The following is an 18,294-nucleotide window of genomic DNA, read 5'->3' as shown; positions in this document are numbered from 1 at the left end:
AGATGATACTACTGAAGTTTTCCAGATTTTTTCTCTAATAATGATTTCATACTGCTAGTAAACAATTTTGACGCTTCCTTACTTTGTATAATTTGATTAATAAGAAAAGTTAGAATGTCCTTTACATGTGTCGCATTTTCCAAACAAGCTTCGTCAGTATTAGCATGTAATCCTTCACTCAATTCACTATGTAAAATTCCTAATGGATTAACTCCATTTGGTTTTAAAATTTCAGGTAATAAATCCTTAATCAAATCTATTTTTTCTTGAGTAACTCTTGTTTTCTTAGTAGCTTCTAAAGCCGTTTTATATTCCTCTAAGTTATTTTTGTCAATCAAATCTGCAATCGAATCTAATAATTCATCAATTATTTCTTCAGTTATTCTTCGGTAATAAGAAAAAGCACCAATCCCATAACCTTGTGATTCACAAACAAGACCCTTTCTAAACGTTTTAGCATGCTTACCAAGAGTCACTTCTAGATTTTTGTCCATCTTAATTTCCCATTCAGGATATTGACCAGTCTTGTAAACATAATCTAGTTCCGGGCTAATATATATTATAAAATCTCTTTTGAAAATTTGACACGATTGACATCTATATTGCAATCTTAAATTAATATCTGAAATTGGAGGATTTGCTATACTGAATCCATTAATACCACTGTAATTATTAATTACACTGAAAGTTTGTATTGATTTACACCTTAAACATTCCATATTTATTGGAGGTTTAACTAATTTGTCTAAAGTAGCTGGGATAGTTAAATGTATTTTTCTAAAAAGCGAATAATTCTCTAAAAAATCTTTATCAGGCATATTTAATGATGTTTTTAACTAATCTTTTAATTAACAGATTTATAAATCAAATTTAAAGAATTTAATGGAACAATTTTAACATTTTTAATTAGTATTTTTCTACATTCCCAATACTCCTTTTGAAGCACCTAAATTATCTGTAAACTGTCGTCTTAAACTTGTCATTTGATCAAATGGTTTAAAAGAATAATTTCCTGCATATTGCTCTCCAAGTTTTGAAATTTGATCGTTAAGCTTTTGTGCTTGCGACGTTGCATTTTTCCAAGCATTTATATTGGCAGTAGACATTTTGTTTCTTTGAATACGATAAAGACCTAAATACTTGTCAAGATTTTTTGAATGCGGAACGGTTTGCTGAACTAATGATCTTAGCTTAATCTGATAATTATCCAGTAAGCTTATGTAGGATGGATTCTTTTTCAGTTCATTGTATGTCCAATTGTCAAGTTTGATTTCGCAAGTTTTTGATTTGATGTAATAATAGTTCTCATAATATGCTTCGTTGGTTTGACAAACTTTGTACCCCTGTTTCTCAACGATTTTTATAAGTTCTTTCGTTTTTGCATAATCAGTAATGGATTTCAGGCTTTCATCTTTTACTGCGTACAATTTACCAGAAGAATCATTTTTGTAAATGCTATAAATTGTTTCACTTAAACTACCGTCATTGTTGTATTCTAACGAACTATCCACTAGCTCGCTTTCGATATATTTCCCACGACGGTCATCTCTTCTTGCATAACGATATGTAATTGGAGTTGATGAATATGAACCGATGATTTCATCATCATTTAGGGGTTCGTTGCTCATAAATAAAACAGGTCTTTTAGTTTCGACAATGGTGTCATGAACTATCTGTTGTAATTTCAAATCTTTCTCTTTCATAAGTTTACAGATGTCCTCTGTGATTGATAAAGTAGTGTTTTGTTGACCGACTGTCCGTGTAGAAAATAAGAATGTGAAAATGGAAATAATCGCGTACGCGAAATGCATACAGTACTTTTGGTAGTGCTTTTTCATTGATGTGGTAATTTGGATTTATAAATGTTTAGTGAAAAAAGAAGCGTGGACAATTACACCAAACTAAATCCAGGGTTACCACACCCTTAAACAAGCAATGATGTAAAGCCACGCCATAGCGGCGTACCTCACATACATTATTGGCTTGTTAAATCGAGAAGCTGTTGAGCTTCAGGGTGGTAATTCGGATTTAGCAATAACGTAATTAAGCACGAATATTTTTACAATACAAAAATAGATAAAAAGGATAACGTAGGGAAATGAAAGAGATACATAATTTAAAAATGATTAATTTTGTATATATTTTAATGTTAGTTGGTCTAATATTTGTTTTATACCTATATATTTGTCAAACTAAAACAAAAAGCATGTCGAAATCCCCTTTGTTTATATCAGGTGAAATTCTGAAAAGAGCTAAAGAGCAAGGTTTATCTATTTCAAACATGTCTCTACAAAAGCTATTATTTATAGCAAATGGTGCATATCTAGCAAAAACAGGAAATCCATTAATTGATGAACCTATTGAAGTTTGGCAATTTGGTCCTGTTGTTAAGAGTGTATATCATGAATTTAAAAACTATGGGAGTACAGATATAAAACATATTCCATCATCAAATAGATTAGGTGAAGATAAAAACCTTGATGCTACTGCTGAAGAGGCTTTGGAATTTGTTTTAGAAGTAGCTAGCAAACTAGATGCTATCCAATTATCAAATTGGACTCATTTACCAGATTCTCCTTGGTCAAATGCAAAAGAAGCTGGTCAAAATATTATATCAAATGAAGTAATGCAAGGGTATTTTAAACAATTCATTAAGAAAAAAGAGGACTAATGGTATTTGATTCTGATGTTTTAATAAAGGCTGCTCAAAGTGCTTCCATTAGTTCAATGTCCATTCAGGAGTATGTTGCAGAATGTATTTCTTATGAAAAACATAGACACGATATAGAGCATTCTAAGCAAAATATGTATGAAAGAAAAGCATATGCTGGACAAATTTTTAGATTTACTGTTGTTTGGTGCTTTGGATTGTTTATAATTATTTTTGGCTGTGGATTAGGTAATCTAAAATTATCTGATACTGTTATAACTGCATTTATTGGTTCTACAACACTAAATGTATTCATTTTCTTTAAACTAGTTACAGAGTATCTTTTTAATAAAGAAGATCCACATAGTTAATTATTATTGAGGGTATCAATTACTTTTATTAGGGAAATCTATAATGTGTATTAATTCTTCAAAAACAATTCTGAGGTTATCTTTCAATTTATCTACATCGGATTTTTTTGAAAAATAACGTCTGTTGTGTGCACTTAAATCCCCCATAGTCTTAATTTTAGGAATGCTATCCTTTGCGTTTCGACCAATGTTCCATGTTGTTTCATTTTTAAATGAATCAATTAAAGCGCTTAAAGCAAAAAAATTACCTGTATTATCTTGTATTTTAGATACTATATTATGACTTTCGAAAGCCTCAATAATTAGAGTTTCTAATAATTTTCTAGTCATCACTGCGCATGCATCATACAGACCAAAATCATAACAAGCAGCAGTTTGTTTAGCAATCCCTTCTAAATAACCTCTTGTACCAGTAAATAATTCTAGTGGAAAATAATCGTTTGTAGGATTAATATCTTGAGGAACATTTAATATCGTATCTATTTCCACTTTTCTTGTTCTTTCTAAATGATACAATCCATTTTGCAAAATAAACTTAGCCGATTTATTCTTAATTTTCTTGGAGTTGCTTTTTAGATATGCTGATATATTCGAGTATTTCGAAACCTTTAACGCATCAAAACAGGATTCAATTTCTTTACTATTCACACCTTCTTTATTTTCCACTACTGTTAAAAAATAAAGAAAAAAATCAATTTTTCCACTTGCAGAAATATCATTAAAATCTTTAATGTTGGAAACGAATTTTTCTAATTTCATTGTTATTTTTTATTCCAGCTTTTAATATAATTTTTGCCCTTAATAGAAACAGATAAAGCTGAATTATTTCCATCAAGCCAACCTGTTATACTTTTAGCGCTTCGTACAGTTTGCTGTAAATCTTCTGGTGTTCTTAAGTTAAGATCATCATAACAGGTATAAATATGATTAGCAGTAATTGGAACAACTTTTAAAATTTCTTCTAAGTAATGGACAAATACTAGAATTTTTTCATGATCATTTTTACATTGAAATTTTTCATAAAAAACTTTTAAGCTATCTGCCTTATCTGGGTACAGGTTAAGATCAACTACTCTTTTTAAAGAATTTTTACTGCCTCTGTTTTTGGATTTTTTGACCTCTAAAGTTTCATTTGATTTTTTAGATTTACTTTTAGGAATTGTACCTGTTGTTCGGCTTATTATCTCAAGAGCTTTTAATTTTCCCTTTTCAATCAAAAAGTAACCATTAGTAAGTGGATTAATATAACCACTTCTTATTGCTGATTTCAAATTGGTCGAAAGGTTTTTTAAAAATGACGGAGATTTTCTCTGTGATTCGACATGTTTTTCTTGTAGATCTTTTCTTTCATAGGTAATCTCTCCAAAGTTTGAAGCATATAATGAGTAAACTAAGATCCACTCAACGTCATTACTAGGTAAATTATTAATCGAAATCAGCATTAAAGTAGGATAATCTGTGACACTTTGCGAGCCTTTGTTATTTGGTATAATCCGCTCTTCTCTAACTATAGATGAGTTCAAATTATCCTCAACTAATTCAGCATCAATTGTTTTATCATCAAAAATCTCAGTAGAAGAATTACTAATGTATTGTTGATTAGACAAATTACTAATTTTTGCATTATAAGTGTCTTTTAAAATACCAGCAAAATCTTTACCTACAGCATCACTAAATGTCGCTTCTATTATTCGATCAGTAGCTGTTTCATGTAATTTAAAAGTATTTACATTTTGAGAAAGATTAGTCGCGTTTCCACTCTCTGCATCTTTAGGTGTTCCACAATTTGTACATCCTAAATTATCCTTTTCTAAAGGAAAACTACATGATTTACATTTTAATTGAGTTAGACACCCTCCACAAAAAAAACCGACAGCAGGATATGGTTTATCACAGTTAAAGCACGTATTTGAAATATTTGTTTCCATAGTGCTACTAAATTAATAAGAAAAACAAATGTTATAAGAGAATACTCATATAATTATTCACTATTTTATTAACACATTAATTACAAATACTTAAGCTAAATATACATATTAATCAATCATTTTTTTTTATTCTCATCTCTCAAAGTCCCTTTCATAATTCCTCCTTCTTTTGCTGGACTTACTCTCATTAAATCCGACAAATCTTCTTCAATAGGTTTCTCTTTGGAAGTTTCTTTTATTGATTTATTATTTAAGGATTCTTCAATGTGTTGAGTTAATGTTTTCATAGTTTTTTAGATATGTATAATTATGCAATTAACTCTTTATACCTTAATCTTTCATCACAATTAATCAAGGTTAGATTAAACTGTTCCCCCAGACTCATTGTTCGGATGTTATATCGATAAGCAAATTCATCACAGTACCGATGTAAATGCTTGTCGCTTGTGAAATGATAGATTCCAACTATACCTCTTTTCAAAATCCCCCAAAATCCTTCAATTCCATTAGTGTGATATGATCCTTTTTTAAATAATCCTAAGTTATGTTTAATAACTTCGTGGCTATAGTGTTTTTCTAATCCACGATATCCTCTCCATCCGTCACTTACAATAGTTGAACCTTTTTTAACTTTTCCATCGATTATACCTTTTAATGTTTTTCCTCTTGCATTTTTGATAACTTGCGTATAAACAATCCCATTGTTTAACATTCCAAATACAGGTGTTTTGGTTTTTAAACTTCTCCCTTGTGTATTATCAACCTTTTTTCCCTTGCTACGATTTTTGTTTTTTCCTCCAACATAGGTCTCATCAACTTGTGTGATACCATCAAATTCGAAATCGTCTCTCATTCGAACTGAATTTCGAATTCTGCTTAACATAAACCATGCTGTTTTTTGTGTAACACCTAATTCTCGCATTAATTCATAGCTACTAATACCTTTCCTATTTGTTGTAAATTTAAAAATAGCTATGAACCATTTATCTAAGGGAATAGTTGATTTTTCAAAGATTGTACCTATTGTAACGCTAAATGGCAATCGACAATCTTTGCATTTATAGTAACCTTTATCTTCACCTCTTTTCTTAATTCGATAATGATTGTCACGTTGGCTTCCACAATGAGGACAAATAGGTTCTCCATTCCAACGTAATTTTTCTAGGTGTTCTCGACATGCTTTATCGTTGTTTAAAGTCTTACCCATGTCGTATACAGATTTAAAAATCTGTGCAGTATCAAGTTCAATATCAGGATGTTTGCTCATCTTTGTTTTATTAAAAATAATACTTTTTGGTGTAATTGGTAAGGTTTTTCTTATCTTTTTTAGACAAGTTGTTAACAATTTCACTGGGTCAGGGAACACAATTGGTGCAGGTTCAGGTGCTTCTTCTAAACCCCATTTAATAAGTAAATATCTTAGAATATCTTCGCAGGCCTCTTGAAATGAATTTGGTTCGAAATCTGGATATATTTCTTCATAATCAGTTTGTGAGAAATCGTATTCATTGTATCGAGTTGTGAAGTCATATTTAATAGAAGCCATAATTTTTAAGTTTGAATTATGGCGAATTCAACAACATTTCAAAATGAAATGAATTTTGTTTTGAAAAAGTTTATTTCAAATACACTAAAATCATAGGTGACGTGTTTTTCTCTTCTATAAATTAGGAGAGTTATCAACTGGAACATGTTTATAAGAAAATCTGTTAGCAATTGTAACAATTTGTATCTTTGAAATAACTTATAAAACTAACTGATTATGGAAAGATATGAAACAGTCGTTGATAAAAGAAAATGTGTTGTTGACTATATAAGTAATGTCAAAGAAATGCATGAAAGAATAGATAAAAACGGAAGTGTTTTAGAAATAAAATACTATTGTAAGGATGACGAGCTTGTAACTATAGAACAATTTCACGAAATTTTTAAAGTCAAGGAAAAAGAAATCTTGTTAGAAATTAAATTCATACTTGACACGGATATTTATAAAAATGTAAACTTGAATAGACACTATATCACATTAACTTCTGGTATAAATCCTTTTCAACACACTTTATATGGAAATAACAAAATTTATGCAGATGATATAAATTTTGGATATACTCATAATTAATCTTATTGAATAATTTTGTCTAACCAAAATTAACTAGCTATGAAAAATAAAATAATAAATTTACTAGAAGAACTACTTATAGAAACAGATAAAGTCGATCAAATTGGCATCAAAGTTTCAATAATGGAAAATACTGCTTTCTTAGCTCATCCGCGAACAATTGGAGAAATCGCAAATATTATGAATAATGTAAATGCTTATTTAGATTCTCCAAGTGACAGTAATAAAACTAGTATTGAAAAACTTATTCAGCGAATAAACGAAAAATATTAGGTCATAAAAAAATCTACTTTTTCAAGTAGATTTTCTGTTTGATACAAAGGATATATTATTATCTTAACTAATTATACTTGCGTACAAGACCCTGAATTATTGTTATATTGTATCAAAATACATTTACCAAAATTTAAAGTGGTAACCTGGGTATATTATTATCTTTTCTAATTGCGTAGGATTGATTTTGATTTCGAAGATTTTTTCTTCTCCACCAAAACTCACCACATCGGCAACACCGGGAACTGAGATAAGTTCTCTTTCGATTACCCAATCCTGAATGGCTTTGATTTCCTTAATAGGCAAATCACTTTTGATCACATATCTGAATATCTCACCTGTTGCTCCGGATGGCGGCTCGATATCGACATCTGCACCTTCCGGAAGATCTAATCCGTTAAGGCGATTTGAGGCATATTGCTGTGCGTAAAAATCATCAACATCATCATCAAATAATACGGTTACAACCGATAATCCGAAAAGCGAAATAGAACGTACTTCGGCTTTTTTAGGAATCGTATTCATTTGTTTTGAAATAGGAAGTGTGATGAACTTCTCTACTTCTTCGGCACTTCTTCCGGGCCATTGTGTAATGATTCTTGCCCTTGTATTCGTTACATCGGGAAAAGCTTCTATGGGTGTATGTATATAACTTACTATACCCGCGACTAGTAATACGGCTGTCAGGAAAAAAACTATAAGGGAGTTTTTTAGCGAGAAAGCCACCAGACCTTGTACAAATTTTTTCATGTCTTGTATGGTGTTTATCCTTTTTTAGGGATAATTAGTTTTTTAATCGTTCATGAATTAACAGGTGATTTTTAGTAATGACCATTTCACCTTCTTTCACTCCTTTATCAAAATAAATCCAGTTGTTATTTTTTATAATTGGATTAATTTCTCTGGTTTCAATCGTACAGTCGTCTTTGTAGATTAAGATGTAATCACGATTGTTATCAAAAATGGCAGCTTTTGCAGGAACAGAAGCTAACATTTCGCCACCTTTGCTTTTATCGATTACGATATCTGCCGTCATTCCGGGTTTTAATTTTAAGTTTTTGTTTTCCATTACGATTCTGGCTTTCAAAACATGCTCGTCGGCATCAAAAACTTTGGCAAGCGTTGCGATTTTTCCTTTAAAAATTTCTCCCGGATAAGCCGGAGTTGTTACATCTACCAACATATTTTCGGTAACGTTTTTAAGATTACTGGTATAAACATTTACCAAAACCCAGATTTCTTTTAAATCCGAAATGGTAAAAAGAGGTTCGCTGCCATCAGTTATCTGCATTCCCGGACTAATATTTTTTGCTACGATATAACCTTCAGTCGGAGCTTTTATCTGAAAAACTGATCTTTCGCTGCTGGCGCTAAACATGGCAAGATTTGCTCTTACATTCTCCAAAGAAGATTTTAAAACATCCAATTCGCTTTGTGCCTGCATTAAATCTTTTTGCGACGAAATTCCGTCATCAAACATTGATTTTGTTGCCTGTAAATTACGTTGCGCTACAGCTATTTGAGATTGAAATGATTTACTTTCAGATTGCATGCTGTTTAGTTCCGTACTTTTTATCTCTGCCAGAACTTGTCCTTTTTTTACATAATCTCCCAAAGAGAAAGTAGTTTTGGTAATAATTCCTTCAACAAGACTATTAAACTGAACTACATGATCAGCGTTATAAGTAATGTTTCCGGTAAGATTTATAGATTCGCTAACAGCACGCTTTTGTACCGCTTCTAGTGTGATTTTTTCTTTTAAGTCTTTATCAATACAAAATTTTTCGTCTTTCGTATCTTTGATTTCTTCCTTTTTGCCACATCCGTAAACGAGCATTAACCCAAGGATTGGGAGTAAAATAAGTTTTTTCATTATGTTTTATATTATTTTCTAGATAATCAGATTAGGTTTTAATTAATTTCCTCGCCGGCGATATAGCGCAGTTCTTCAAGATTTTTATTAAGATCTTTTTTAGAATTCAGCAGGATAGATTTGTTGTCTAAATATGCATCGACAAAATCAAGATATTCCAACATACTCGTGTTTCGCTGCATGAAGTTTTTGCGATAGCTTTCCAGAAGTTTATCCAAATCTGCTTCATAATTTGCATCAACACTTTCATACAATTTTTTGGTTACAATCAAATCTTCATAAGCTTGTAAAACTTCAGATTGTATACTTATTGTTTTTTCTTCGGTAAGCAATTTCCCTTGGTCGATAGCGATTTTTGCAGCTTTTATATTTCCTTGATTTCTGCTAAAAAAAGGAAGATCCAGTGAGAAGCCGAGACCAACAAAATCGTTCATCGTACTGGCGCCACGATCATAGCTAACGCCAAGGGTTACATCTGGTGTACGCATTGCTTTTTCGTATTTGTATTTGCTGTCGTTATAGTCATTTCCGAGTTTGATGACTTTCATATCGGGGCGGTTTTCTATAGCCGAAGCCATAAGATTACCTAAATTAATATTGTAGATATTCTTATTATCGGGAACAAAACCTTCATCTGTAAGTTTGATGAAACTTGCAGCAGGAAGATTCATTAAAACTTTAAGTTCTTTTTGTAATGAATTGTTCTCTTTTCGTAAATCGGCAATTTCTTTTAAGAATTGAAGTTCAGAAGCTTTTAATCGAATATATTCGCCTTTGCCAATATTTCCCTGTGTTACCTGATTGCTATATCCTTTTAGCATGGTTTGCATCGACGAAAGTTGTTTTTTGTAAATGTCTTCTTGTTCCTGAGTATATTGCAGTTCAGTAAGATTACCTCTAAATTCGATTTTTAGATTGCGCAAAAAAGTTTTAAAGTATTCTTTGGCGATATCAACGCCCACTTTTTCCATGGCGATCATCTTTTTACGTTTTCCGGCTGTCTGAATAAGTTGTTCTAATTCTGCGGTAACTTGAGATGTTTTTCCAAAATTGCCCCATAAAACAGGAACTTCTGAGGCCGTGGCATTATGCCAAAGGTTGATTTCGCCAATAGTAAGCGTAGGATTTGGCCATAACTTTGCCTGAATAACCTGTGCATCGGCAATGTCGATATTCAGTTTTTCGGAAATAAGAGAAATATTCTTTTCCAGAAACAAAGCCTCGGCCTGTGTTCTTGAAAGAACAATTGTATCGTTTATTGCAGTTTGTGCCACAATTTTTTGTGATACAATAACGAGAAGGGTTAAGATTATACGTTTCAAATTAAGTTGTTTTTAATATGTTGCAAAGCTATCTGCGGCATATTAAACCCTAATTTGATGTGTGTTATAAAGCGGTTAGAGTTACATTAGAATTCGATTAGAGTGGCGGAAATAAAAGTGTAACTGTTGTTCCTTCGTCTTTTTGAGAAGTAATCGTAAAATGGATATTATTCTGTTTAAAGATAATATTAGCCAAAGAAAGTCCAACGCCGCTGCCTTTTATATCGTTCACATTTTTACCTCTGTAAAAGGTTTGTTTGATAAATTTTAAGTCGTCTTCGCTAATGCCCGTTCCGTGATCTTCGATTACAATTTTAAGCTGATTCTCTTGTTGCAGCAGACTTATCTTTATAGGATTTCCGTTGGAGTATTTCACAGCATTTTCTATAATATTGTATAAAGCGATTTTAATTTCGTTGCTGTTTCCTTTTATAGAAAGCAGTTTGTCATTCACAATTTCAATCGCAATTTGTATCTGAGAACCTTTTAATGGGTAAATGTCCGGTAATTGATCGTTAATATCCCAAACGAGTTCATCGACCCTGAAAATTTCATTCAATTCTGTATTGCCTCTCAAACCCGAAAGCATCATCAGCGTATTCATCGTATCTTCAATTTGATAGACATTTTCTAATACTTTTTCAGACATTTCTTTGTATTCGGCACTTGTTCTGTCTTTTTGGGCAAATACTTCAAGATTTCCGGAAATTGCTGTTAAAGGTGTTTTAAATTCATGCGAAACATAATTGATAAAATTCTTCTGAATGATAAAAGTATCCGAAAGCCGTTTGAATAAATTATTGTACGTTTCAATTAATTCCTGAATGTCGTCTTTTGTATTTGGCGAAACAATATGGCGATCCAGCGACGAAGCTTCGATTTCGTTAACCTGATTTATAATATTTTTTATCGGACTATACGCCAGATTCGAAAGCACGCGACTTACTATATATATAATGACTAATCCGCTAACTAAAACCAGAATCATAATAATCATTAATCGGTTGGTAATGGTTTTAAATTCCTGATCATTTTTCTTCACAAAAACCACAAAATCTCCCTGATTATCATGGTAAAAACTCCCAAAATAAAAATGATGATTCGATTTAAAATTTAGTTTTCTGTTCTTTCTGATGTAATCCAATCTTTCAGCATTTATATTGCCATCGATCATTTTGTCACCATATACAATCTGATTTTTTGCATTGTAAACGCGCGTTATAATTTCAAGCGAATTTTCCCTGAATTGCTGACCAATTATCAAATGCTGATTTTCGGGTAATTCGTCTTTTTCAAGATAGAAAATCCCTGTTAGCAAACACGTTTTTTGAAGTTCGTTATAAATGATTTTTTCCGAATAACTATAAAAAGAAAAATACGTGATAATAGAAGCAATGACAAAGACCACGCTAAACGTAAAAGACGATATTAAAGTAAACTTATTGCGTATTTTCATAACTCTTCTTTAAGCATATATCCTGTTCCTTTTATGGTATGGATAAATTTATGATTTTGCTCGATTTTGTTTCTGAGATAAGAAATATAAACATCGACAACATTTGTATTATTATCATAATTAATGCCCCAAACAGCGTTTAAAATCTGCGTTCTGGACATTACCTTATTTCTGTTTTCTAATAAAAAAAGCAGCAATTTATATTCTCTTGGAGACAAATCGATCAAGGCATCATTTTCAGCAACTTTGTGTTCTTCGGGATTTATGGTCAAACTTCCCAATTTATGCAAAGTCTCTACTTTATCGTAATTAAATTTAGTTCTGCGCGTCAAGGCATTTACTCTCGAAATCAATTCCTTAAAATGAAACGGCTTAACCAAATAATCATCGGCGCCAGAATCCAGAGCATTTACCTTATCATCAGTATCGCTGAGAGCACTAAGCATTAATATTGGAGTATGAATTTTTTTGAAACGCATTAATTTAGTCAGCTGAATGCCGTCAATTCCCGGAAGCATAATATCCATCAGGATAATATCCCAGGTATTGTCCTGAATTAATTCTCTCGCAATCTCGCCGGTTTCAGCCAGATGCACCGTAAAATTGTTTTCTTCTAAACCTTTTATAATAAATTCGCTAATGCGTTTATCATCCTCAATGAGTAGAACATTCATAAGCTAATGTTGATTTTTGTATTGATCAGGAAGTGATAATAATTGAAAGTGAAATTGCCTGATGAATCGTTTTTAAAGAGAGAATCAAAAATAGCAATTAATTATCGCAATCGCTGTTAAAATTGGATTTTGTAAGAAAAGAAGATGCTTCATGAAGTTGTTTGTTAGAATTTTCAGGAGCTATTCCTGCTGTCCTTCCAAATCTTTTCCTTGCTAAAGAAGCAAGAAAAAGGATTTTCCCTCCCATCAGGGCTAGGGCAATTGGTTTTATAGGAAGGATTTGTTCATTTATTTTATAGATTATATTTCTTTTTTAAATCAGTGTAAACAGATTCAGCATCTTTATATATACTTTTGTCTAAATTAAATTTGATTATCAAAATTTCTTATTCTCAAAATAAGGTTGAATAAAAATAATAATAAATTGTAAGAAAAATAATATTTAAAAAGAATGTTTTTTCTTATATTCGTAGTTCCTATTATTACGACTTTTAAGGCTAAACGAATTTGCCCTTGTATTATGTGTGCGGTATCGGAAACGACCGTAAATGCTGTCGTAAGCATTAGGAACACTAATATACAAGGGTTTTATTATTCCTAATTTTTACGACATTATGAGTACAAAAACAATTTCAAAAGAAGCCGAAAACAGGCTTATGAATTTTTTCAACAACACAATCGAACCACAAGAAATGGCGAAAGCAATAAGGCAGTTAAATTACATACTTGCTTTAGGAGTTATGCGAGAAGATAAAACGCTGCAATTTCAATTAATGAACTTAGAAAACAGTTTTTATTGGCTAAATGAATTAGCTGAGGTTTTGAATCCTTATTTGGAAATGGAATAGGATTTATTTGGAAATAGAAATAAACTGAAAAAACCTTGATTTTTCTAAAATCGAGGTTTTTTTTCTAGAATGCACAGTGCATAACTTTAATGTAATTTTCATTTCCTATGCACTTAAAAGATCGAAGCTATTATCAATAAAATGTTTTGAAATATTTTAGAATATTTGATGATAAGTTACCTTTGCTAAATTTCATAATATTTTTATCTTTCGACATTTCTGTCAAATAATGTTGAATCTGATAATTAGATGGTAATTTTTTAAATTGTTGAGTGAAAGTTTCTAAAAAAAACCATGCATGATTGCCTATAAAAGATTTTGCAGCTACAGAAAAATAAGTCCTTAAAATAGCTTTTCTTCGATTATTAGATATAATTCTTACTTTAAGTAGTATTTGATTATAGTTTATGTAATCTTTATAATTTGTTAAATCGTTTATTCCATAAAAATCAAGAAAAGGGAATTGTAAATCATCATATAATTGAATAACAAAATCGTTCATTATTATTGCATATGGATTAGAACCTTCTTTTATGGAGACAACATTTAGCGTTTTATAATTATTACCGAGATTTGGGTCATCCAGATCTCTTACGGTTTCCAAGTAAGTAATTGAAAGGGGGATATCTTCTAATTCAGTATTATTTGCAACAAGAATTTTTTTTCTAAGTTTTTCCTTAAGTGGTGGTGATAATTTTAAAGTAGAATCGCATTCAGATGTTCTCCAAAATTGTAAAAGAAAAAAAAGTCTTGTAATACGACTATCTTTTTCAGTCAATACTTTCTCTACTAAATTTTGTAGATTAGAATTCCTAAATTTCGCTATAACATTATTAACAAATTCAGTTTCAATTTTAGAAAAGATATCTTCACATTCCTTACAAAAAGCGTCACTAACTGTAAAATCAATATTATTTTCAGCATTTTTATTTTCTATTTGTGTTGTTTTACGTTGCAAAAGATCTTCTAATTTTTTTGGGGAAGCTTCTTGTTGAAATTTGAAGTCTACAACTATCTTTCGGCTATCGATTCCCCAGTAAATTCCTTTGCTACGAGTATTTACACCATCTTCATTGAGTGCCGTCTTGATAATAAAATCACTTAAATAATGTGTGTTGCTTTTAGGTTTTTTTTCAAGAAGACACAGTTTGCATTTCATATGATTTAAAGATTTTAATATTATTCTTCATTTTGATATTCGCTAGTATTCATGTCGTGAATTAACATATCATAAATATCAGTTAATATATGTAATAATAGTATTATGAACTGAAAACCGATAAAGTATGATAAAAAATTAAAAAAATAATCAGAAATTTTATTTATATATTCCACATGCTCTTTCGTAAAATGTTTTTCTAAACTAACATAATTCAATTGGGTAAAAAACATTAAACCAATAACAACTATTGATAATATTATAGCATAACTTATTGACGCAATTAATCTTTCAGAAAAGATTTTATAATCTTTTGCATATTTACTAGTTGCTTCATAATTTGAGTAAAAAAGTTTTTTTCTCTTTTCCATTTTATCTGAAACTACTATTAATAGATTGAAGAATAAACCAGCAAAAATTGAAATACCTGTTATAAAGTATGTAATCGAGTTTTCGTTTAAAAGTTGATTTAGACAAATTAATATGGAAGATAATATAAAGGGAATTCCGTAATAAAAGAGATTCAGTTTAAGTTTAGACGAGATTAATTTCTCTCTATTATCATAGTAGAGAGAATGAATTGCTTCTTTTCTAATATTTTTAAGTTTTAAAATTTTCATTTAGTAATTTATTTCCTCTTTAACCTTTTCTAGTAATTTATCGGTAAAATCAACTATCTTTTGTAGATTTGGCGTTTTATTATCGTTTGATATTTCTAAAGGTAGAACTATGGTTGGTCTAACCTCAAATTTATCTCTGATTTTTGCATGAGCTTTTCTACCATGTTCATCTTCATAAAAAATTTTTGTTTCGTAATCTTCTGCATTTTCCATTCCTAACTCTGCCAAATCTAGCCCTATAGGTTTTTTAGCGTTAAAATCTTTAAAAAAACTAAAAATATTTTTTTTCTTCAAACCTTCTACAGTAATAGTAACTTTTAAGCCTGTGGAATCTTCAAAGGCACGATTAAATTTCTTCCTAGAATCTTTATTTTCAATTGTGCTTGTAAATGTTATTTTTTTAACTGAACTTCTTTTTAAATAGCTTTCTCTAAGTTCGGTGGGAACATGAATGATCCTCCTAAAAGAAGCGCCATATTTAGCAAAAATTTTTGTCAAAAATTCAATCAAAATCGAACCAATACTTCCAATGCTATAACTTTGAATCATTAAAATTCCCACTTGACTATTTGGCGGAGTCCACATTTTAAAATAATAAGGTAAAGATGCTAACTGTTTTTCAGAGATTTCGCCCACAGTTTTTGCATTATTTAAGATATCATAAATTTGATGCCCGTAGCCTGTATTACCGCCATTAATAATACCTTCAATTATACTTTTTCCAGGTCTATAATCAATATTTTTTGTACTTATTCCTTTGTTTTCATCCTTGTTTAGCCAAAATTTATTGTGAAATTCATCTAAAATCATTCCGACAAATCTTTTGTATAACTCTTCAGGTTTAATTGTATGTGGATTCTCTCCGCTTTTAGAAAAGTTTTTTCTGTAGAATTCGTTAAAATCTAGAAAATCTTCGTGTTTAAATTTTTCATTTAATGTGAAAGTGTAAATTGATAGTTCTAAATTAATAGTTGCCATGTTTTTTTATAAAATGATTGTTATATTAAAGGTAATTATAAAGCAAATTTTAAATCAATCAAAATGATTAGTTCATTACTCTAATGTGATAAATTTATAAATTATTTAATGAACGAAATTATGGAAAACCGTAAGGTCGTTTTTTTTATTTTCCGTAGAACGAATACTTACATCAAAAATATAAATTTACCAATCTAAACAACCACGTACTTTTACCTGATTTATACTCATGAAACCTAAATCCCTAGCCCTGATAGAAGGGAAATCCTTTTTTATTGTTTTTCACAATAAAAAAGATTGGAATGATAGCAGGAAACAGCTCCTGAAAATTCCAAAAAGCTTTCATTTAATTTAAACTTTCAAAAAATATAACACAAAGTTTGTCATTCCGAGGCACGAGGAATCTTCACGAGTAACTCTACAAAGATTGGCGATTTTCTATGTGGAGCTTCTTGTGGAGATTCCTCGTGCCTCGGAATGACATAAAATGAGAAAAAACTTTACGTCTTAGCGCCTTAGTGGCAAAAAAACAGGACTAAAGTGAAGCGAACAAACGAAGCAATAACTCCTAAATAATTTTTATTGAATTGCAAAAATATCTTCTTTCAATTCTTTTTTGGCTAAATCTTCAATTTTAGAATGATTACTTCCAACAGTTTTTTGTAGCATGATTAAATTTGCCCATTCAGAATTTGCAATATATTTAGCTTGAATTCTCCAGGAATCTGCATTATCATAAAGAGATATTGATTCTTTATTTTTAGTTAGAATGTCAATAAGTCTTGCAAGATTTATTGTAGAGAGCTGAGTAGGAGAAATTATATTTTCTGCCAAAAAATAACGACAAACTTTTCGATCAATACCTTCAATTAGTGTCAAATCATCTTTCTTAGAATTAATCCAATTTATAAATTGTGGTTTTAAAAAAGAATTAGATAGAGAAGTAAGTTTATCAGTACTATCGTAAAGTCCGATATAAATATTTTTATTTAACCCAACTTCTGCAATTTTTTGAAGTGTTTTTAATTCTAAATCAGTTTTTGAATTTTCGACTTTAGAAATATAGTGTTTATTAGAACCAATTCTTTTTCCTAAATCTTCCTGTGAAAGTTTTTGTTGTAGTCTAAGGTATTTTACTTTTGAACCAATAGTTAGGTATGGTTTTATTTCGATTAAATCAGAATATTTGATTGTATTTATGGGATCTAAATGAAAAAAAGATTCAAATGCTTTTCCACTTGGAAGCGTTAATTTTTGAATTAAATTTTTCCATGCTAGTGCATTATCTTCCAAAACAACCGAAGAGAATAAATTTTTATCTTCTATGAGTTTGTAACCAAAATCATTTTTATCTAAATTAATTTTTTTAAAATATTTTTTTAGATTTAAAATGCGATGTTCTCCATTTCTTGAAATAAATGAAATTTCAGGAAATTTGACGTCAATGATTTTTATAATTCTATTATTGGTTCTCATTTCTTTTTTCTAAGATTTGGATTACTTGTATCAAATAAAAAACTTAAATCTTCTTTATTTTCTTTTACAATTTCTTTAGCTACTTTCAGCTTTTTTGCAGGCATACTTCCCTGATAGACAACCTGAGTTTGAATAATTATCAAAACTTCAAACTCAGCGTAACTTGCGTGAATATGTGGTGGCAAATGATCGCCTGAAAAATATTCAATTTTTATTCCTTCAACTATAATAAACGTAGGCAATTTACAAAATGTTATTTAATTAAGCAACTTTATAATAATTCATAAATTAGATAATTTTTTAAAATCTGTTTTACATTATTATTTCATTTCAAATTTATGTATTTTTTCTTACAAATATAAGAAATTAAAATACCTACAAGGTTGAAAAAAACCTTGCAGGAAAACTAAAACCTGAAACTTGAAACAAAAAAATCAAAAAAAAAGGACGATGCTATATCAAGCACCGTCCTAAGGCAAATTTTGATTTACATTCTAAACCATTTCTGATTTAAATGCCGCATTTAATAATTGCGTACAGTTTTTGGTAA

General features: G+C 30.2%; 20 protein-coding genes and 1 pseudogene. 5 read left to right on the top strand and 16 right to left on the bottom strand.

Annotation, left to right across the window (positions count from 1 at the left end; genetic code table 11):
- Positions 1-8: 8 nt before the first annotated feature.
- Both OLM54_RS08000 and OLM54_RS07995 read right to left on the bottom strand, forming a co-directional pair.
- Positions 9-818, bottom strand: a complete 810-nt coding sequence (locus OLM54_RS08000; protein WP_264538069.1) for a hypothetical protein — start codon at positions 816-818, stop codon at positions 9-11.
- A 99-nt stretch (positions 819-917) separates the two neighbouring features.
- Positions 918-1,703, bottom strand: a complete 786-nt coding sequence (locus tag OLM54_RS07995) for a hypothetical protein (protein WP_264538068.1) — start codon at positions 1,701-1,703, stop codon at positions 918-920.
- Between the two features lie 395 nt (positions 1,704-2,098).
- On the opposite strand from OLM54_RS07995, the gene OLM54_RS07990 reads away from it, so the two are divergent.
- Together OLM54_RS07990 and OLM54_RS07985 are read left to right on the top strand one after the other, a co-directional pair.
- Positions 2,099-2,671, top strand: coding sequence for a Panacea domain-containing protein (locus OLM54_RS07990; protein WP_264538067.1), 573 nt, complete (start codon positions 2,099-2,101; stop codon positions 2,669-2,671).
- Positions 2,671-3,021: a hypothetical protein gene (locus OLM54_RS07985; protein ID WP_264538066.1), complete on the top strand. Its 351-nt coding sequence runs from the start codon at positions 2,671-2,673 to the stop codon at positions 3,019-3,021. Before OLM54_RS07990 ends, OLM54_RS07985 begins: the two co-directional genes overlap by 1 nt.
- 15 nt (positions 3,022-3,036) lie before the next feature.
- On the opposite strand, the gene OLM54_RS07980 is transcribed toward OLM54_RS07985, so the two are convergent.
- The 4 genes from OLM54_RS07980 to OLM54_RS07965 form a co-directional block, all read right to left on the bottom strand.
- Positions 3,037-3,780 (bottom strand): DUF4145 domain-containing protein, encoded by a 744-nt coding sequence (locus OLM54_RS07980; protein ID WP_264538065.1) that lies wholly within the window; start codon positions 3,778-3,780, stop codon positions 3,037-3,039.
- A 2-nt stretch (positions 3,781-3,782) separates the two neighbouring features.
- Positions 3,783-4,949, bottom strand: a complete 1,167-nt coding sequence (locus tag OLM54_RS07975) for a hypothetical protein (protein WP_264538064.1) — start codon at positions 4,947-4,949, stop codon at positions 3,783-3,785.
- Between the two features lie 116 nt (positions 4,950-5,065).
- Positions 5,066-5,236: a hypothetical protein gene (locus OLM54_RS07970; RefSeq protein ID WP_264538063.1), complete on the bottom strand. Its 171-nt coding sequence runs from the start codon at positions 5,234-5,236 to the stop codon at positions 5,066-5,068.
- 20 nt (positions 5,237-5,256) lie between these two features.
- Complete coding sequence (locus tag OLM54_RS07965) at positions 5,257-6,495, bottom strand: IS1595 family transposase (protein ID WP_264538062.1); 1,239 nt, start codon at positions 6,493-6,495, stop codon at positions 5,257-5,259.
- A gap of 216 nt (positions 6,496-6,711) precedes the next feature.
- Here OLM54_RS07965 and OLM54_RS07960 point away from each other — a divergent pair, with 216 nt between their 5' ends.
- Positions 6,712-7,065: a hypothetical protein gene (locus OLM54_RS07960; RefSeq protein ID WP_264538061.1), complete on the top strand. Its 354-nt coding sequence runs from the start codon at positions 6,712-6,714 to the stop codon at positions 7,063-7,065.
- 39 nt (positions 7,066-7,104) lie between these two features.
- Positions 7,105-7,338, top strand: a complete 234-nt coding sequence (locus OLM54_RS07955; protein WP_264538060.1) for a hypothetical protein — start codon at positions 7,105-7,107, stop codon at positions 7,336-7,338.
- A 168-nt stretch (positions 7,339-7,506) separates the two neighbouring features.
- On the opposite strand, the pseudogene OLM54_RS07950 reads toward OLM54_RS07955, so the two are convergent.
- The 5 genes and pseudogenes from OLM54_RS07950 to OLM54_RS07930 all read right to left on the bottom strand — a co-directional run.
- Positions 7,507-8,088 (bottom strand): annotated as a pseudogene (locus OLM54_RS07950) (efflux RND transporter permease subunit); the annotation flags it as partial.
- A gap of 34 nt (positions 8,089-8,122) precedes the next feature.
- Entirely contained in the window at positions 8,123-9,211 is a 1,089-nt protein-coding gene (locus OLM54_RS07945) for an efflux RND transporter periplasmic adaptor subunit (RefSeq protein WP_264538058.1), read from the bottom strand.
- Between the two features lie 38 nt (positions 9,212-9,249).
- Positions 9,250-10,533 carry a TolC family protein gene (locus OLM54_RS07940; protein WP_264538057.1) on the bottom strand — a complete coding sequence of 428 codons (1,284 nt, stop codon included), beginning with the start codon at positions 10,531-10,533 and terminating at the stop codon, positions 9,250-9,252.
- Positions 10,534-10,630: 97 nt separating this feature from the next.
- Positions 10,631-11,989, bottom strand: coding sequence for a sensor histidine kinase (locus OLM54_RS07935; protein ID WP_264538056.1), 1,359 nt, complete (start codon positions 11,987-11,989; stop codon positions 10,631-10,633).
- Complete coding sequence (locus OLM54_RS07930; protein WP_264538055.1) at positions 11,986-12,663, bottom strand: response regulator transcription factor; 678 nt, start codon at positions 12,661-12,663, stop codon at positions 11,986-11,988. The genes OLM54_RS07935 and OLM54_RS07930 overlap by 4 nt, the downstream gene beginning before the upstream one ends.
- A 614-nt stretch (positions 12,664-13,277) precedes the next feature.
- On the opposite strand from OLM54_RS07930, the gene OLM54_RS07925 reads away from it, so the two are divergent.
- Positions 13,278-13,511 (top strand): hypothetical protein, encoded by a 234-nt coding sequence (locus tag OLM54_RS07925; protein ID WP_264538054.1) that lies wholly within the window; start codon positions 13,278-13,280, stop codon positions 13,509-13,511.
- Positions 13,512-13,644: 133 nt separating this feature from the next.
- On the opposite strand, the gene OLM54_RS07920 is transcribed toward OLM54_RS07925, so the two are convergent.
- From OLM54_RS07920 to OLM54_RS07900, 5 genes are all read right to left on the bottom strand, one after another.
- Complete coding sequence (locus OLM54_RS07920; RefSeq protein ID WP_264538053.1) at positions 13,645-14,670, bottom strand: hypothetical protein; 1,026 nt, start codon at positions 14,668-14,670, stop codon at positions 13,645-13,647.
- 20 nt (positions 14,671-14,690) lie between these two features.
- A complete protein-coding gene (locus tag OLM54_RS07915; RefSeq protein ID WP_264538052.1) occupies positions 14,691-15,290 on the bottom strand; it encodes a hypothetical protein in 600 nt (199 codons plus the stop codon).
- Positions 15,291-16,268 (bottom strand): hypothetical protein, encoded by a 978-nt coding sequence (locus tag OLM54_RS07910; protein ID WP_264538051.1) that lies wholly within the window; start codon positions 16,266-16,268, stop codon positions 15,291-15,293.
- Between the two features lie 579 nt (positions 16,269-16,847).
- Entirely contained in the window at positions 16,848-17,744 is an 897-nt protein-coding gene (locus OLM54_RS07905; RefSeq protein WP_264538050.1) for a helix-turn-helix domain-containing protein, read from the bottom strand.
- Positions 17,741-17,986, bottom strand: a complete 246-nt coding sequence (locus tag OLM54_RS07900) for a DUF4160 domain-containing protein (protein WP_264538049.1) — start codon at positions 17,984-17,986, stop codon at positions 17,741-17,743. The genes OLM54_RS07905 and OLM54_RS07900 overlap by 4 nt, the downstream gene beginning before the upstream one ends.
- Positions 17,987-18,294: the final 308 nt, after the last annotated feature.

Origin of the sequence: Flavobacterium sp. N1736, assembly GCF_025947065.1 — a bacterium.
Classification (GTDB): domain Bacteria; phylum Bacteroidota; class Bacteroidia; order Flavobacteriales; family Flavobacteriaceae; genus Flavobacterium.
This window is presented reverse-complemented; position numbering and strand designations above follow the sequence as displayed.